At 67.6% G+C, this 14,391-nt stretch carries 14 protein-coding genes; 9 read left to right on the top strand and 5 right to left on the bottom strand.

Annotated features, from left to right (window positions below; all coding sequences use genetic code 11):
• Positions 1–166: 166 nt before the first annotated feature.
• Positions 167–1,357, bottom strand: coding sequence for a cation:proton antiporter (locus ACE191_RS02520; RefSeq protein WP_400190607.1), 1,191 nt, complete (start codon positions 1,355–1,357; stop codon positions 167–169).
• 116 nt (positions 1,358–1,473) lie between these two features.
• Here ACE191_RS02520 and ACE191_RS02515 point away from each other — a divergent pair, with 116 nt between their 5' ends.
• Positions 1,474–2,712: an NAD(P)/FAD-dependent oxidoreductase gene (locus ACE191_RS02515; protein WP_400190606.1), complete on the top strand. Its 1,239-nt coding sequence runs from the start codon at positions 1,474–1,476 to the stop codon at positions 2,710–2,712.
• Here the strand turns inward: ACE191_RS02515 and ACE191_RS02510 are convergent.
• Positions 2,709–2,957, bottom strand: coding sequence for a hypothetical protein (locus ACE191_RS02510; protein ID WP_400190605.1), 249 nt, complete (start codon positions 2,955–2,957; stop codon positions 2,709–2,711). The genes ACE191_RS02515 and ACE191_RS02510 overlap by 4 nt on opposite strands.
• A 224-nt stretch (positions 2,958–3,181) precedes the next feature.
• Between ACE191_RS02510 and ACE191_RS02505 the strand changes: the two genes are divergently transcribed.
• On the top strand, positions 3,182–4,630 hold the full coding sequence (locus ACE191_RS02505) for a diadenylate cyclase (protein WP_400190604.1): 1,449 nt from the start codon (positions 3,182–3,184) through the stop codon (positions 4,628–4,630).
• Between the two features lie 63 nt (positions 4,631–4,693).
• Here ACE191_RS02505 and ACE191_RS02500 read toward each other — a convergent pair whose 3' ends face one another.
• Complete coding sequence (locus tag ACE191_RS02500) at positions 4,694–5,989, bottom strand: cation:proton antiporter (protein WP_400190603.1); 1,296 nt, start codon at positions 5,987–5,989, stop codon at positions 4,694–4,696.
• A gap of 161 nt (positions 5,990–6,150) precedes the next feature.
• On the bottom strand, positions 6,151–7,149 hold the full coding sequence (locus ACE191_RS02495; RefSeq protein WP_400190602.1) for an aldo/keto reductase: 999 nt from the start codon (positions 7,147–7,149) through the stop codon (positions 6,151–6,153).
• Positions 7,150–7,714: 565 nt separating this feature from the next.
• Between ACE191_RS02495 and ACE191_RS02490 the strand changes: the two genes are divergently transcribed.
• The 5 genes from ACE191_RS02490 (at position 7,715) to ACE191_RS02470 (ending at position 11,218) form a co-directional block, all read left to right on the top strand.
• The gene (locus ACE191_RS02490; protein WP_400190601.1) at positions 7,715–8,230 is read left to right on the top strand and encodes a DUF4112 domain-containing protein; all 516 of its coding nucleotides are present in this window, start codon (positions 7,715–7,717) and stop codon (positions 8,228–8,230) included.
• A 363-nt stretch (positions 8,231–8,593) separates the two neighbouring features.
• On the top strand, positions 8,594–8,998 hold the full coding sequence (locus ACE191_RS02485; protein ID WP_400190600.1) for a hypothetical protein: 405 nt from the start codon (positions 8,594–8,596) through the stop codon (positions 8,996–8,998).
• A 23-nt stretch (positions 8,999–9,021) separates the two neighbouring features.
• Entirely contained in the window at positions 9,022–9,711 is a 690-nt protein-coding gene (locus ACE191_RS02480) for an SCO family protein (RefSeq protein WP_400190599.1), read from the top strand.
• Positions 9,712–9,717: 6 nt separating this feature from the next.
• Positions 9,718–10,158: a c-type cytochrome gene (locus ACE191_RS02475; protein WP_400190598.1), complete on the top strand. Its 441-nt coding sequence runs from the start codon at positions 9,718–9,720 to the stop codon at positions 10,156–10,158.
• Positions 10,159–10,243: 85 nt separating this feature from the next.
• Complete coding sequence (locus tag ACE191_RS02470; protein ID WP_400190597.1) at positions 10,244–11,218, top strand: enhanced serine sensitivity protein SseB C-terminal domain-containing protein; 975 nt, start codon at positions 10,244–10,246, stop codon at positions 11,216–11,218.
• 143 nt (positions 11,219–11,361) lie between these two features.
• On the opposite strand, the gene ACE191_RS02465 is transcribed toward ACE191_RS02470, so the two are convergent.
• Positions 11,362–11,886, bottom strand: coding sequence for a DUF2062 domain-containing protein (locus ACE191_RS02465; RefSeq protein WP_400190596.1), 525 nt, complete (start codon positions 11,884–11,886; stop codon positions 11,362–11,364).
• A 101-nt stretch (positions 11,887–11,987) separates the two neighbouring features.
• Here ACE191_RS02465 and ACE191_RS02460 point away from each other — a divergent pair, with 101 nt between their 5' ends.
• Both ACE191_RS02460 and ACE191_RS02455 read left to right on the top strand, forming a co-directional pair.
• Entirely contained in the window at positions 11,988–12,932 is a 945-nt protein-coding gene (locus ACE191_RS02460) for a YihY/virulence factor BrkB family protein (protein ID WP_400190595.1), read from the top strand.
• Between the two features lie 26 nt (positions 12,933–12,958).
• On the top strand, positions 12,959–14,374 hold the full coding sequence (locus ACE191_RS02455; protein ID WP_400190594.1) for a DEAD/DEAH box helicase: 1,416 nt from the start codon (positions 12,959–12,961) through the stop codon (positions 14,372–14,374).
• The last annotated feature ends 17 nt before the right edge of the window (positions 14,375–14,391 follow it).

Below are 14,391 nucleotides of genomic sequence, written 5' to 3'. Positions count from 1 at the left end.
GAGCCTGACGAACCGAAGTCCTTGCCGGTCGGCCAGGCTCTTTTAGTTGCTACCCCGAGCAAGCACCAATTGCTGCGGCTACGCCTCGCAATGACAGCCGTACCCGGGCCCACCGCCCCTACTGACAACCGGCAACTGACAACTCACACCTGACAACCAGCAACCATCAGTACTCCCCGATTTCGGCTGGCTGCTTGCTAGGCAGCTGCAGGCCGATGAGCATGAGCACGCCGGTGAGCAGGATGACCACGAACAGGATGTTTTCGCTGACTTCGCCGATGAGGTGTTTGTTGGGAATGCTGTAGAAGAGCAGAATGGTAATCAGGCCCTTGGGGGCGATAAACACCTCGGGCACCAGGCTGGTACGGGCCACGTAGCGCAGGTAGAAGTAGCGGATGAGCGTGAGCACGGCCACGATGAGCGCGCCCTGCACCAGCAAACTCAGGTTGAGCACGTTGGTGAGGGTAATGGAAAAGCCGAACAGCAGGAAGAAGAAGGTGCGAATCAGGAAGGCCGACTCGGCCGTGATGCTCTTGAGCTGGTGCAGCTCTTCCTGCAGACGCTCGGGCTTGAGCCACTGCCGCAGCCGCCCGCGCAGAAACAGATCGGCGTTTTTTACCGTGAGGCCGAACACCAGCACCACCAGCAGCGACGACAGGTGCAGCTTCTTGGCCAGCGAGTAAATCAGAATCAGGAAGGCCAGCACCAGGAAAAACTTCACGTGCAGGCGGATGCGGTCGAGCAAGTAGGCCAGGGCAATGGTGCTGAGCACCGACACGACCACGATGGCCAGCAAGTCGCGCGAGAAGGTGAGCACCGACACGCCCTGGGCGAAGTTGTCCTGGGCCACAAAGTTGAAGAACATGATGCCCAGAATGTCGGAGAACGTGCTTTCGTACACGATGAACTCCTGCTGCTCGCCGCCCAGGTTCGACACGCTGGGAATGGCCACGGCCGAGCTGATGACGGCCAGCGGCACGGCGTTGAGCAGGCAGCTCTGAAACGACACGCCCAGGTAGAGCTGCAGCAGCCAGGCAATGGCCAGGGCCTGCACCAGCAGCATGATGAGGGCGGCGGCAAACGAGCGGCGGATCAGCGGCCCTTTCTCGGGGCTGATTTTCAGGTTCAGCGACTCCTCCAGCACAATCATGATCAGCCCCACAATGCCCAGCAGCTGCAGCATCACCCGCGGCAGCTCGATGGGCGTATCGGTGTAATCCACAGCTTGCTTGAGGGCAATGCCGGTGAGCAGCAGCATCAGCACCGAGGGAATTTTCGTGGCCCGCGCGATGATGTCGAACAGGTACGAAAGAATGATGGCAACGCTCAGGTAAATCAGGATAGAGTACGGTCCCATGCGGCCAACTTACGCAACCCGCCCGCAAAAAGCTGGGCCGCGCCGTCCGCAGGACCTACTTTTGCCGGTCGCTTACCCACTTGCGGCGCTCCGTTTCTGCCTTGTCTGCTTTCCGTATGCCCCACCCTACCGTAGCCATCATCGGCGGCGGACCCGCAGGTCTGCTGGCGGCCCAGCACCTGGCCGAGGCCGGCGTGCGCGGGGTGGTCGTGTACGAGGCCCAGGCCACGCCGGGGCGCAAGTTTCTGGTGGCCGGGCACGGCGGCTTCAACCTCACCAACGGCGAGCCGGCCGCGCAGTTTCCGCCGCGCTACGGCTCCCGGCAAACCGAATTTGCGCGCTACCTCGCCCACTTCGGGCCCACCGAGCTGCGCCGCTGGGCCGCCGCGCTGGGCATCGAAACCTACGTGGGCAGCAGCGGGCGGGTGTTTCCGCTCGACGAGCACAAGCCGGCCCAGCTGCTGCGGGCCTGGCTGCAGCGCCTGCGCGAGCTGGGCGTGGAGCTGCACACCCGCCACCGCTGGCTGGGCTTCGACGGCCCCCGCGGCCTGCGCCTGCGCGATGAGCGCAGCGGCCAAGAGCTGCGCGTGGCACCGGCCGCCACCCTGCTGGCCTTGGGTGGCGCCAGCTGGGCCAAAACCGGCTCCGATGGACGCTGGGCCGCCGAGTTCACGGCTGCGGGCCTGGCCACCGTGCCCTTCGCGCCGGCCAACTGCGGGGCCGAGGTGGCGTGGTCGGCCTTTTTTCGCGACAAGGTGGGCCGCGCCCCGCTCAAAAACATTGCCCTGCGCTGCGGCTCGCACGAGGCCCGGGGCGAGCTGCTGCTCACCGACTACGGCCTGGAAGGCACCCCGGTGTACGCCCTCACGGCGGCGCTGCGCCCGGAGCTGGCCCGGACCCGGCCGGCCCTGCTCTACCTGAACCTCAAGCCCGAGCTGATGGAAGCCGAACTGCACCGGCGCCTAAGCCAGGCCCGGGCGGACCGCTCGCTGCCCGAAGTGCTGCGCCAGACCCTGCGCCTGGGCCCGCCCGTGCCCACGCTGCTGCGCGAGCTGGCGCCGGCCGAGCAGCTTAAAAATCCGGCACAGCTGGCCCATTTGCTGCAAAACCTCCCGCTGCCCGTGCGGGGCCTGCGCCCCCTTGATGAAGCCATCAGCACGGCCGGCGGGGTGGCGTATGCCGAGGTCGATGAGCAGCTGATGCTGCGCCGACGGCCGGGCACCTTCGTGGCGGGCGAGATGCTCGACTGGGAGGCCCCCACCGGTGGCTACCTGCTGCAGGGTTGCTTCAGCACCGGCGCCTGGGCCGCGCGGGGCCTGCTGAGCTGGCTGGAGGGCGCCGGGGCGGTGCGCTAGTGTTCCACCTCGTGGGCCTCCGCTTCGGCCAGAATGCGGCGGGCTTCGTTGAGGAGTTTCTGCCCGGGGCTCCACTGCTCGCGGCAGATGAGGGCCAGCAGCACGAAAAACGAGACGATGGGCAGCACGCAGCCCAGCGCAAACCACAGCCAGAACGACCGGTCGTAGCTGCGGGCGCAGTAGCCCGTCACGAGCGGCAGCCACAGCAGCACGAAGACCGCTCCCAGAATCAAATCCACCATCATGGCTTCAGCGGGCTAGCAAGGGCACCTAATATACAGGATCCACAGGCCTTGGGCAAGGCAGCCGCGGCCCCCTCGGTCGCGCACCGGCATCTACCGTCGATAACCCCACGCGGCGCCCGAAAGTTGCCGCCCGGCCGGGGTCCTGTACCTTGTGGGGGCAGTTTCGCGTACCTAGCCCACTGCCGCCGGGCGCTGCTGCCCCGGCCCGCGCCTATTCGTTGCCCATGTGGGATTACCAAAGCCTGTTTCGCGTCTCGGCCCAGCTCATTGCCGAGGGTGTTTTCAACCTGCTCGACCGCAACCTGCGCCCCGAAGTGTTTCTGGTCGGCTTTGCCGCCGCCCGGGAGCCCGACGAGCCCGGGGCCGTGCGCCTGGAGCCGCCTACCCACCGCTACGCCGCCGAAAACTTCCGCCTGGTGAAGGAGCGCGCCGTGGCCCTGGAAGCCGACACCGTGCGCGACGTGGTGTACCACCTGCACGCCGACGACCACGACCGCTCCGAGAAGATGCGCTGGTACGGGCTGGTGCGGCGCGCCACCGAAATCGAGCTGCGCACCCTCAGCGCCGCCGAGGGGCGCATCTCGTTCTGCTCGGTGCCGGTGCTGCTCAACGGCACCCTGGTGATGGTGGTGGTGCAGCTGGCCGCCGACGCCTACTACAGCTACTACTCTCTCAACGAAGACCCCGCCAGTGAGTCGCGCCCGCCTTCGCTGCTGCTGGCCGTGGTGCGCGAAGTGCTGCTGGAGTGCACCAAGGCCCTGCGCGGCTCCGATGCCGAGGAGGGCCGCCCCCTGCTCGACCGCGACTACAACGAGCTGCTGCGCGCCGCCGGCCGGCGCTTCATGCACGCCCCGGCCGGCGGCAACCACGGCCTCTACGACGCCTGCAACGGCGTAGCCGCCCTGCGCCACGAGGGCGACGAGGGCCGCGGCACCATGATTCTGGCCCGCCGCAACCACCCGGCCGTGGTGCCCGTGCTCACCCTCGAAGCGCCCGTGCCCCTGCGCGACCACCGCTCCATCCGCAAGCTGCTGGAGATGAGCGAGGGCCGCACCGCCCTGATTTCCGACGCCACCCAGGTATTCGGGCTGGGCTACCTGGTGGAGCCCACCGACCCGGCCTACGAACCCTTGTTTACCGTGCGCTTCACCACCCACTACAACTGGGAGCTGAGCCACGCTGAGCACGTGATGATGCGCGTGGTGTCGGGCACGCCGCGGTTGCCCCAGCGCCGCATCGACGAGCAGTACTTCACCCAGACCATCCGCCGCATGTGGCCGGGCATGGGCGACGCCACGGTGCAAACCCTCTGGGAGCTGGGCCTGAAAGCCACCACTCAGCCCACCGGCACCATCCTCATCATCTCCGAAGGCGCGGCCCAGGAAGCCCAGCGCCTTTCGCGCCAGTGCTTCCGGGTGGCCCCGCGCTTCATGACGCCCCCGGTGCTGCGCCTGGTTACCAACATCGACGGGGCCGTGCTCATCGACCCCCAGGGCACCTGCTTCGCCATCGGCGCCATCCTCGACGGGCTGGCCACCGAGAAGGGCGACTCCTCGCGCGGCTCGCGCTACAACTCGGCCCTGCGCTACGTGGGCAGCAGCCAATACCCCGTGCTGGCCGTGGTGGTGAGCGAAGACGGCTGGATTGACCTGCTGCCCTCGGTGAAAAAGTAACGCCCCAGCTACCGGACCCGTGAGCTCAACCGCCGCAGCCTGGCGCGTAATGGCTCGGGGCGGTCAGGGGCGTTCGGCGGAATCAGCCGTTTCCGCGCCGCTGTCGGGGCCGGGGCTGGCCGCGTCGAGGGGGCGCGGCGGGCGGAAGAACAGCTGGTAGAAGCCCAGGATGCGGCGCTTTTCGAGCAGGAAAAACAGCGCCGTGCACAGCAGCGTGGTAGCCACAATCACGGCGAAGGTGATGGTTTGGATGGCCGCCCCGCCGGGCAGCCCGCGCTGCGCGGGCAGGGTAGCCAGCACTGCCGCACCCAGGCCCTTGGGAATCATGATGCTCATCAGGGCCATGTCGAACTGCGGGGTGTGGCGGTCAGCCGAGGCCAGCACCACCGGAATGCGCACCAGAAACAGCACCACCGCCATGCTCACGCCCAGCGCAATCAGCCCGGGGTCGTCGAGCACAATGGACAGGCCCACGTACACGAAGAAAAAGGTGCGCAGCAGAAACACGATTTCGGCGAAGAAGTCCTTTTCCAGCGCGGTCAGCTCCACGGCGCGGGCCGGCAGCACGGTGCGCAGCCAGCCGCGGCGCAGCAAGGGCAGGTTGCCCAGCGTGATGCCGAAGAACAAAACCGCGATGGGGCCGCTGAACTCGAGCAGCTCCACCAGCCCGTAGAGAATAAAGGCGAAGGCCGGGGTCGAAAAGCGCGTTTTCAGCAGCGTGGGCACCCGGTTGAGCAGCTCCAGCCACAGGTAGCCGCTCACGGCCCCGGCCAGCACCGCCCCCACGAGCGACAGCACAATCTGGCTGAACAGGGTGGCCACGTTGAACGAGGTGCCGGTGTAGAAGCTGATCAGGGCAATGGGAATGGCCAGGGTATACACGTCGCTGAAGGCCGACTCCAGCACCAGCGTGGTGGAGGTTTGGGGCAGGATGCGCACCTGCCGGGCCAGGGTGGTGACCACCGCCGAGGACGTGCCGCCCAGGATGGTGCCCAGAATCAGGCAGCTGAGAAAGTCCAGCTGGGTAAAGGCCTGGGCCAGGGCACACACCACCAGCGTGGTCACCACGAAGTTGAGGGTGGTGAGCGAGACGGTGCCGCGCAGGGCCGAGCGCAGCTGCTCGAAGCGCACGTCGAGGCCACTCTCAAACAAGATGAACACCAGCACCAGGTTGGTGAACACCCGCCCCGCCCGCCCGAACGCCGCGGGGTCGATGAGGTGAAACACCGGCCCGAGCAGCATGCCCACCAGCAGCAGGCCCACCACGTCGGGAATCTTGGTGCGCTGAAACAGCTGCGCCAGGTAGTGGCCCAGGAAGATCAGAAAGCCAATCAGGATGATCAGCAGGGGGGTGCTCATAGGCGGCGCGTTGCCGGTGCGTCCCGGCCTCGGCAGCCTGTACGGGCAACCGGGATAGAGGGCCGCCCCGTGCGGCCCGCCGGACCAAAATAGCGCCTTGCCGCCAAAGACCGGCCGGAGAAGGAGCTGCTGACCTGCTTACCCGCCCGGCCCCGGCTGGGTTAGCGGTTCACCGACTGCATCATTTCGGCGGGGTAGCGCGGACCGGCCGCGGCGCCCTGCGGGGCAATTTCGTCGAGGCGGCGCCGCTCGGCGGGCGTGAGCGGCACCCGCAGGGCGGCCACGTTTTCTTCGAGGTAGCTGACGCGCTTGGTGCCGGGAATGGGCACGATGTCGTCGCCCTGGCTGAGCACCCAGGCCAGCGCCAGCTGCCCGGGCGTGCAGGCTTTTTCGGCCGCCAGCTCGCCGATGCGGGTTACCAGGTCGAGGTTTTTCTGGAAGTTGTCGCCCTGAAACCGGGGCGTAAAGCGGCGGTAGTCGTCGGCGGCCAAATCCTCGAAGCGCTTGATCTGGCCGGTGAGAAAGCCGCGGCCCAGCGGCGAGTAGGGCACGAAGCCAATGCCCAGCTCGCGGCACACCGGCAGCACGGCGTCTTCGGGGTCGCGGCTCCAGAGCGAGTACTCGCTTTGCAGAGCCGAGATGGGGTGCACGGCGTGGGCCCGGCGCAGGGTGTCGGGGGCGGCCTCGCTCAAGCCCAGGAAGCGCACCTTGCCCTCCTCCACCAGCCGGCTCATGGCGCCCACGGTCTCCTCGATGGGCGTGTGCGGGTCGACGCGATGCTGGTAGTAGAGGTCGATGTAGTCGGTGCCGAGACGGCGCAGCGAGGCTTCGCAGGCCTGGCGCACGTACTCGGGCCGGCCGTTCACGCCGCGCCGGGCCGGGTCCTGGGGGTCGCGCTGAATGCCGAACTTGGTGGCCAGCACCACCTCGGCCCGGCGCCCCTGCAGGAAACGGCCCAGCAGCTCCTCGTTTTTGAAGGGGCCGTACATGTCGGCCGTGTCGAAAAACGTGACGCCCAGCTCCTGGGCCCGGTGCAGGGTGCGCAGGCTCTCGGCGTCGTCGCGGCCGGCGTAGAAGTCCGACATGCCCATGCAGCCCAAGCCCAGGGCCGAGACGGTGAGGCCCTGGCGGCCCAGGGTGCGGGAAGGAAGAGTGTTCATAGCAGTGGGGGTTGGGAAGGGATGAACTCGCAGACCCTGATAACCGGCCCGCGCCCGAATTGATTGGCCGCAGCTCCCGGCTGCCGACCCGCGATAAAAATCCGAGTCGGTGCAACGAAAAGCGGCTTTCGCGCAACGAAAACCCATGTTCGTGAGACGTAAGTTCGTGCCAATGCGACAGAAAGCCGCACTGCTGCGACCAAACTTCGGTCTGCCGCAACAAAAAGCCGCGCTGCCGCGATGAAAAACCGCGTCGGTGCGATGAAAAGCCGCGACCTCGCGGCTCCCAACCGCAACCGACCGGCTTCGAACCGCGAAGTCGCGGTAAAAAGCCGCAACCGAGCGGCAAAAAGCCGCAACCGAGCGGCAAAAAGCCGCGACTCCGCGGTTCGGAGCCGCGAAGTCCCGGCTTCAAACCGCGACGGACCGGCTAAAAGCCGCGACCGGGCGGTTTCCAGCCGCAATGCCGCGGCTCAGAGCCGCGACCGAGCGGCAAAAAGCCGCGCCGCGCCCCGGCGGGCCGTTTCGCGGCGGGTTGCGTAAAAAGCGCTAAACCCCTTCCGTCATGGCCGCTCCCACCCGTCCCTCCGTCATCGTTCCGCCCGCCGCCGCTACCGACCCGCGCCTGCAGTGGGTCAACCAGGTGGCCAGGCTGATGGACAGCCAATTCCGGCTGCCCGGCACCCAGTTCCGCTTCGGCCTCGACCCGCTGCTGGGCCTGGTGCCGGTGCTGGGCGAGCTGGGCACCTTCGCCGTGTCGTCGGCCCTCATCCTGACGATGGCCCGCCACGGGGCCAGCCGCAAAGTCATCATCCTGATGGTGCTCAACGTGCTGCTCGACACCGTCGTGGGCAGCATTCCCATCATCGGCAACCTGTTCGACTTCGCCTACAAGAGCAACGAGCGGAACGTGCGCCTGCTGCAGCGCCACTACCAGGAAGGCCGCCACCAGGGACGCGGCACCGGCCTGATTGTGGTGCTGGCCGTGGGGCTGCTGCTGTTCTTCGGCCTGCTGGGCTGGGGCCTATGGAAGATCCTGCTGTGGCTGTGGCAGTACGGCCAGCAGCACTGGACGCTGTAGCCAATGGGTGAATGAGGGAATGTGGGGATGGGTGAATGTGAAGGAATGGGGATGAATGTGCGGAATGTGGGAAATGGGACAGCCTTTTGCCCCTGCTTCGTGGGCAAAGCCGGTTGATTTGGGGAAGTAGAAACGCCGCCGGGCGGCTACCCGCCCGAACGGCCCTCCGGTAAGACGCCGGGTTACGGCTCAATCCCAGGCCCGCCTCATCCATTCCCGCACATTCTCTCTCATTCCGCCCATTCCCCACATTCTGCACATTCTCCCACATTCATCCTCATTCCCCCATTGCCTTCGGGTTTGGCGGCGCGGGTCTACCTTTGCGGCGTGAAGAAGCTTTGCCGCCCCACCGCCCGCCTGCTGATGGCAGGTTTGCTCCTGACGATGCTGCCCGCCTGCCTGTCGCTGCAGAGCGAGGAGGAAAAACAAGCCGCCGCCGAGCTGGCCGCCAAAGACCGGGTAATGGCCCGCCACGACGAGCTGATGGCCCGCATGGACGAGCTCTACAGCCTGCGCCAGCAGCTGGCCAAGGTGTCCGACTCGGTGGCCGCCGGCCGCCGGCGCCGCGCCCTGCTGCGCGCCGACGCGGCCATGATGGACTGGATGCACCAGTACCGCCAGCCGACCGACTCGGTGAGCCACGCCCGCACCCTGGCCTACTACGCCCGGCAGCAGCAGCGCATCGACTCGGTGGGCGTGCTCATGAACCAGGCCGTCGACTCGGCCCGGCTGCTGCTGCCGGCCGCCCCGGCTTCTTCCGCCCGCTAGTTTCGCCGCCGTTTCCCTTGCCGATGATGCGCTTCCTGCCTTCCCGCTCCTTTCTTTCTGCCCTGGCCCTCGCGGCCGTCTCGCTGCCGGGCTTCCAGGCCTGCCAGCCCAACTCCGATGCCGACGCGGCCGGTGGGGCCCGCCTGCCCTACCTGGGCGAGCCTACCGTAGTGGCCCCCGGCGACACCACCTACCCCACCCTGCCCGCTTTCACCCTCACCAACCAGGACAGCCAGACGGTGACGCCGGCCACGTTCCGGGGCAAGGTCTACATCGCCGACTTCTTTTTCGCTACCTGCCCCAGCATCTGCCCCAAGATGAGCGCCGAGATGCTGCGCGTGTTCGAGAAATACCAGGGCGACGAGCGGGTGGCCTTTCTCTCGCACACCATCGACCCCGAGCACGACACCATTGCGGTGCTGCGCGACTACGCCCAGCGCCTGGGCGTGACCAACGCCGCCCAGTGGCACTTCGCCACGGCCGAGCGCGACACCATTTTCCGCCTGGCCCGCACTTACATGGTGGCCGCCCAGCGCGACCCCAGCGCCCCCGGCGGAGCGGTGCACAGCGGCGCCTTCGTGCTGGTGGATGCCGAGCGCCACATCCGCGGGGTGTACGACGGCACCAACACCCAGGAAGTGGACCGCCTGCTGCGCGACTTACCCGTGCTGCTGCAGGAGCTGCCCGCCGCCCCGGCCACGGCCCGCAACTAAGCCGCCATGCCCCGCCTCGCCGACTTTCGCCGCCGCTGGCCCCGGCTCGCCGGGGGCTGCGCCGCGCTGGCCCTGCTACTGAGCGGCTGCTTCACCGACCGCCAGAACGAAGGCCAGCGCCTGTACGCGGCCCGCTGCGCCAGCTGCCACGGCGAGCAGGGCCAGGGCCTGCGCCGCCTGATTCCGCCCCTGGCCGGCGCCGACTACCTGGCCCGCCACCGCGCCGGCCTGCCCTGCCTGGTGCAGCACGGCCAGCAGGGCCCCGTGGTGGTCAACGGCGTGGAGTACAACCAGGTGATGCCCGGCCAGCACGACCTGACCGACGCCCAAATCACCAATCTGCTCAACTACGTGCAAAGCAACTGGGGCAACCAACTCGAGCCCTACACCATTTCGGAGGTCACGCGCCTGCTCGAGCCCTGCCGCACGGCCGATATGGCGCCGTAGCCCGGCCGGTGGCCTTTTACGCCGCGGCGAGGCTGCATTCTTCGTCATTCCTCCTTAGCTTGCATCTTCAACTAGTTCGTTACGCATGGGCCTCCTCGATTTCCTGAAGAAAAAACCTGAAGCGCCGGCCGCGGCGCCCACCACCCCTTCGGCCTCCCCCGCTGCTCCTACTGCCTCCCCCGCCGCCGAGGCGCCCAAGCCCGCCGGCGGCCCGCGCTACCAGCGCCCCACCTTTGCCACCCAGGCCGCACCCGACCTGCAGCCGATGATGCCCATGGTGCCGCCCATGCCGCCCGACGCGCCCCAGGTACCGCACTTCGAGCCGGCTACTCCCCTGGAGGAAGCTTTGCTGCGCGCCGCCCAGGAGCCCGACATGCGCCTGGCGTTCTACCACGAGCTGCTGCACGGCGAGCTGCTGGTACTCACGGTGCAGCCCGAAGGCACGCCCAGCGGTGAGGTAACCGTGGACGAAGGCACCGAAATTCAGCTGCACGTACTGCACGACGGCCGCATTCCGGTGTTTTCCTGCGAGCAGCGCATCTACGACGGCGGCGCCAACCCCGAGGAAGTCAACTTCCTGCGCATCCAGGGCCAGGCCCTGTTTCAGATGGTGGCCGGCGCCGAGTGCGTGCTCAACCCCTTCTCGCCCTTCGGCAAGCTGCTGGTGGCCCAGGAACTCGACGACCTGCTTTCGGGCCGCATCTTCGGCCAGGGCGCCGAGGGCCAGGAGCAGCCGCAGGTGCAGCTCAGCCAGATTACCGAGCTGCCCGAGGGTATGGCCGAGTCGCTGCAGCAGTTCTGCGCCGCGCACCCGCACATTAAGGCCGGCCACATGGCCGTGATGCAGCTGGCCGGGCAGCCCGCCGCCCCGCGCCTGCTGCTGGCTTTCGAGGTAGACGGCGAAGACATGAACTTCCTGCAGGAGCTGGGCCCGGTGCTCAAGCAGTACATCTCGGAGCAGGAAACCGTGGATGTGGTGCGCCTGAGCGCCGACCCCGAGGAGCCGTTGACCCAGTACTTCAGCCAGCAAGAGCCGCTGTACCACCGCCAGGAAGCGTAGAGGCTCCGAGAATTTGTCTCACACGAGAAAGCCCCGCGTTGCTGCAACGCGGGGCTTTCTCGTGAATCAAGGATTCCGAAAAGCCATCTGGGCGGGCGACTCGCAGCTAGCCATTGCTCAACGGCGTTAATGAAAGGCCTTTGCTACTGCCCTGGCCGCACCTCGGGCTGCTCGACCAGCTGCTGGCGGGCGGCCACGCGCCGGAACACGGGCCGCAGCACCCAGTAAAGCAGCAGCACCACCGGCACCGAGCCCGCCACCCACAGCAGCAAAGCCCCCAGCTCGGCCCGCCAGAACAGCTGAAAAGCGCCGGCCAGATCGTGGCTGAACAGGTACTTGATGCGCTCCAGGGTGAGCTTGCCGGCACTGGGCCCGCCCAGCAGGCCGGCCCCAAAACGCATCAGCGGCAGCAACAGCAGTACCTGCAGGGGGCTCAACAGATGGCTTACCAGCAGCATGGTGGCCACGTTCAGGCGCAGCCACACGGCCACGGCCGTAGCCAGCAGCGTGGTCAGCCCCAGCACCGGCACCAGCCCGAACGAAGTACCCAGGGCCACGGTAAGCGCCAACTGCTCGGGCGCCAGGCCCTGGCGCAGCTGCCCGAGCAGGGGTTCGACGACTCGGCGACGAAAAAAGCCCGCCACGGGCGGAGTTGCTTCAGCGGACATACAAAACCAGCGGGCGGCGCGGCAACGGGCACCTGCTGCCCGCCGTTAGGAGCCTACATTCGCTTTTTCGGCCGCAGGCACCGCGGCTGCCCACGCCCCGCATGACAAAGGTAAGTTCCCCGGCGCAGCCCCCCTATTTCTGGCGCGACTTCGCCCGGCTGCTGCGCCGTGCCGGCCGCGAGCTGGCGGCCCACGACCCGCTGCGGCTGGGCGCGGCCACGGCCTTCTTCACCACCTTCGCCCTGCCGCCCATCCTCATCCTGTTCACGGCCGTGCTCGGGGCGCTCTATCCCGCCTCCATCGTGCGCACAGCCCTGCTGGGCAAGCTCTCCGACCTCATTGGCGACAGTGGCGCGGGGCTGCTTGAGCAGATTGTGCTGAACGTGACCAACCTCGAGCGCAGCCGGCTGGTCACAGCCCTGGGCACAACCTTTCTGGTGTTCGTCTCGACGACCCTGTTCGTGGTGATTCAGAACTCGCTCAACGACTTGTGGCAGGTGCGCCCGCGCCCGGCCCAGGGGCGCCTGGGGCGGGTGCTGCGCGAGCGGGCCCGCTCGGGCGCGCTGCTGCTGGTGACGGGCGCGCTGGCCGTGGCAGCCCTGGTGGCCGACTCGCTGCTGCACCTGCTGGCCGACTACATCCGCGACTTCGACCTGACCCTGCTCTACTACTTGTTTCAGGGGCTGAACTTCGTGGTGTCGCTGCTGATTCTGGCGGCCTGGTTTGGGGCCACCTTCCGCAACCTGAGCCACGCCCGGGTGCCCTGGCCGGCGCTCTGGCGCGGGGCCCTGCTCACGGCGGTGCTCTTCGAGCTGGGCCAGCGCCTACTGGGCCTGCTGCTGCAGCCGCGTAACCTGGGGCCCATCTACGGTCCCGCGGCCTCGGTGGTGCTGCTCTTGCTGTTCGTGTTTTACTCGGCCATGATGTTTTATTTCGGCGCCAGCTTCACCAAAGCCTACGCCCACTACGTCGGGCAGCCCATTCGGCCCAAGGCCTCGGCAGTGGGTTACCGGCTGGTAAATCTGCCGGAGCCGGAAGAGGCGTAGCTTTGTGGTTTCCTATCCTTGCCCGCATGTCTGCCGAACCCACCCCCACTGCCCCCGCTACCCCGCTTGACTTTGCCGCTCTCGGCCTGGCCGAACCGCTGCAACGCGCGCTGGCCGAGCTGGAATACACCCAGCCCACCGCCATTCAGGCCCAGGTAGTGCCGCTGGTGCTGGCCGGGCAGGACATTGCCGGGCAGGCCCCCACCGGCTCGGGCAAAACCGCCGCCTACGGCCTGCCCCTGCTCCAGCAGGTCGATCTGCAGCTCGACGCGGTGCAGATGCTGGTGCTGGTGCCCGCCCGCGAGCTGGTGCTGCAGGGCCGCGCCGAGCTCAAGCGCCTGGGCAAGTACCTGCCCAACCTGCGCGTGGCCGCGTTCTACGGCGGCCACAGCTTCGCCGAGGAAGCCAAGTCGCTCAAGCAGGCTCCGCAAATCGTCATTGCCACCCCCGGCCGGTTGTTCGACCACCTCGACCGGCGCACCATCGTGCCCAATCAGCTCCGGGTACTCGTCATCGACGAGGCCGACAAGCTGCTGGAGCTGGGCTTCCAGGAAGTGCTGGCCAACATCGTGATGCGCCTGCCGCGCCGCCGCCAGACCCTGCTGTTCTCGGCCACCATGCCCGACAAGGTCATGAACCTGGTGCGCAAGAACCTTACCCGCCCGCGTCAGGTAGAAGCCGACGTGGAGCGCGAAACCCTGCCCGAAACCCTGACCCTGCTGGGCCACCTGGGCACGGCGGAACAGAAGCCGGCGGCTCTTTACCACCTGCTGCAGCGCCCCGAAACCGGCCGTGCCCTGGTGTTCTGCAACACCCGGCAGCGCTGCGAGGAACTGGCCCGCTTCCTGGTGAGCCGCGGCGTGGCCGCCGAGGTGCTGCACGGCAAAATGCCCCAGCCCGAGCGCGACAAGGCTCTGCTGAAGCTCCGCAACGGCTCGGCCCTGGCCCTGGTAGCCACCGACGTGGCCGCCCGCGGCATCGACGTCAACGCCCTCGACACAGTTATTCAGTTTGAGGCGCCCGACAAGGTGGACACTTTCCAGCACCGGGCCGGGCGCACGGCCCGCGCCGGGGCCACCGGCACGGCCCACCTGCTGGCTACGGCCGCCGAACAGGCCCACGTGCAGCGGTTTCCGCTGGCCAAGCCCGTGCAGTGGGCGCCCATGCAGGCCGGGACCCTGCCCCCCGCTACCAAGGCGGCCAAGCCCACGTCGGTTACCCTACACATCTCAGCCGGGCGCAAAGACAAGGTTAGCGCGCACGACCTGGTGGGCGCCTGCGTGAACGTGGCCGGCCTGGCCCGCGAAGACGTGGGCCGCATCGAGGTGTTCGACCACTACAGCTACATCACGGTGCCGCGCGAGCTGGGCCCCGAGGTGCTGCAGCGCCTGACCGGAGCCCGCGTCAAGAGCAAGAAAATCCGCGTGAGCGAAGTCCGCTAAGCAATACCCATGCGTTG

This window comes from Hymenobacter sp. B81 (assembly GCF_044628455.1).
Classification (GTDB): Bacteria; Bacteroidota; Bacteroidia; order Cytophagales; family Hymenobacteraceae; genus Solirubrum.
The sequence above is the reverse complement of the archived record's forward strand: the minus strand, read 5'-3'. Positions and strand labels throughout refer to the sequence as shown.

What these genes read in the sequence shown, in the direction of transcription:
- ACE191_RS02520 (WP_400190607.1), bottom strand. Translation starts at nt 1,357, where the DNA reads ATGGGACCGTACTCTATCCTGATTTACCTGAGCGTTGCCATCATTCTT.
- ACE191_RS02515 (WP_400190606.1), top strand. Translation starts at nt 1,474, where the DNA reads ATGCCCCACCCTACCGTAGCCATCATCGGCGGCGGACCCGCAGGTCTG.
- ACE191_RS02510 (WP_400190605.1), bottom strand. Translation starts at nt 2,957, where the DNA reads ATGATGGTGGATTTGATTCTGGGAGCGGTCTTCGTGCTGCTGTGGCTG.
- ACE191_RS02505 (WP_400190604.1), top strand. Translation starts at nt 3,182, where the DNA reads ATGTGGGATTACCAAAGCCTGTTTCGCGTCTCGGCCCAGCTCATTGCC.
- ACE191_RS02500 (WP_400190603.1), bottom strand. Translation starts at nt 5,989, where the DNA reads ATGAGCACCCCCCTGCTGATCATCCTGATTGGCTTTCTGATCTTCCTG.
- ACE191_RS02495 (WP_400190602.1), bottom strand. Translation starts at nt 7,149, where the DNA reads ATGAACACTCTTCCTTCCCGCACCCTGGGCCGCCAGGGCCTCACCGTC.
- ACE191_RS02490 (WP_400190601.1), top strand. Translation starts at nt 7,715, where the DNA reads ATGGCCGCTCCCACCCGTCCCTCCGTCATCGTTCCGCCCGCCGCCGCT.
- ACE191_RS02485 (WP_400190600.1), top strand. Translation starts at nt 8,594, where the DNA reads ATGGCAGGTTTGCTCCTGACGATGCTGCCCGCCTGCCTGTCGCTGCAG.
- ACE191_RS02480 (WP_400190599.1), top strand. Translation starts at nt 9,022, where the DNA reads ATGATGCGCTTCCTGCCTTCCCGCTCCTTTCTTTCTGCCCTGGCCCTC.
- ACE191_RS02475 (WP_400190598.1), top strand. Translation starts at nt 9,718, where the DNA reads ATGCCCCGCCTCGCCGACTTTCGCCGCCGCTGGCCCCGGCTCGCCGGG.
- ACE191_RS02470 (WP_400190597.1), top strand. Translation starts at nt 10,244, where the DNA reads ATGGGCCTCCTCGATTTCCTGAAGAAAAAACCTGAAGCGCCGGCCGCG.
- ACE191_RS02465 (WP_400190596.1), bottom strand. Translation starts at nt 11,886, where the DNA reads ATGTCCGCTGAAGCAACTCCGCCCGTGGCGGGCTTTTTTCGTCGCCGA.
- ACE191_RS02460 (WP_400190595.1), top strand. Translation starts at nt 11,988, where the DNA reads ATGACAAAGGTAAGTTCCCCGGCGCAGCCCCCCTATTTCTGGCGCGAC.
- ACE191_RS02455 (WP_400190594.1), top strand. Translation starts at nt 12,959, where the DNA reads ATGTCTGCCGAACCCACCCCCACTGCCCCCGCTACCCCGCTTGACTTT.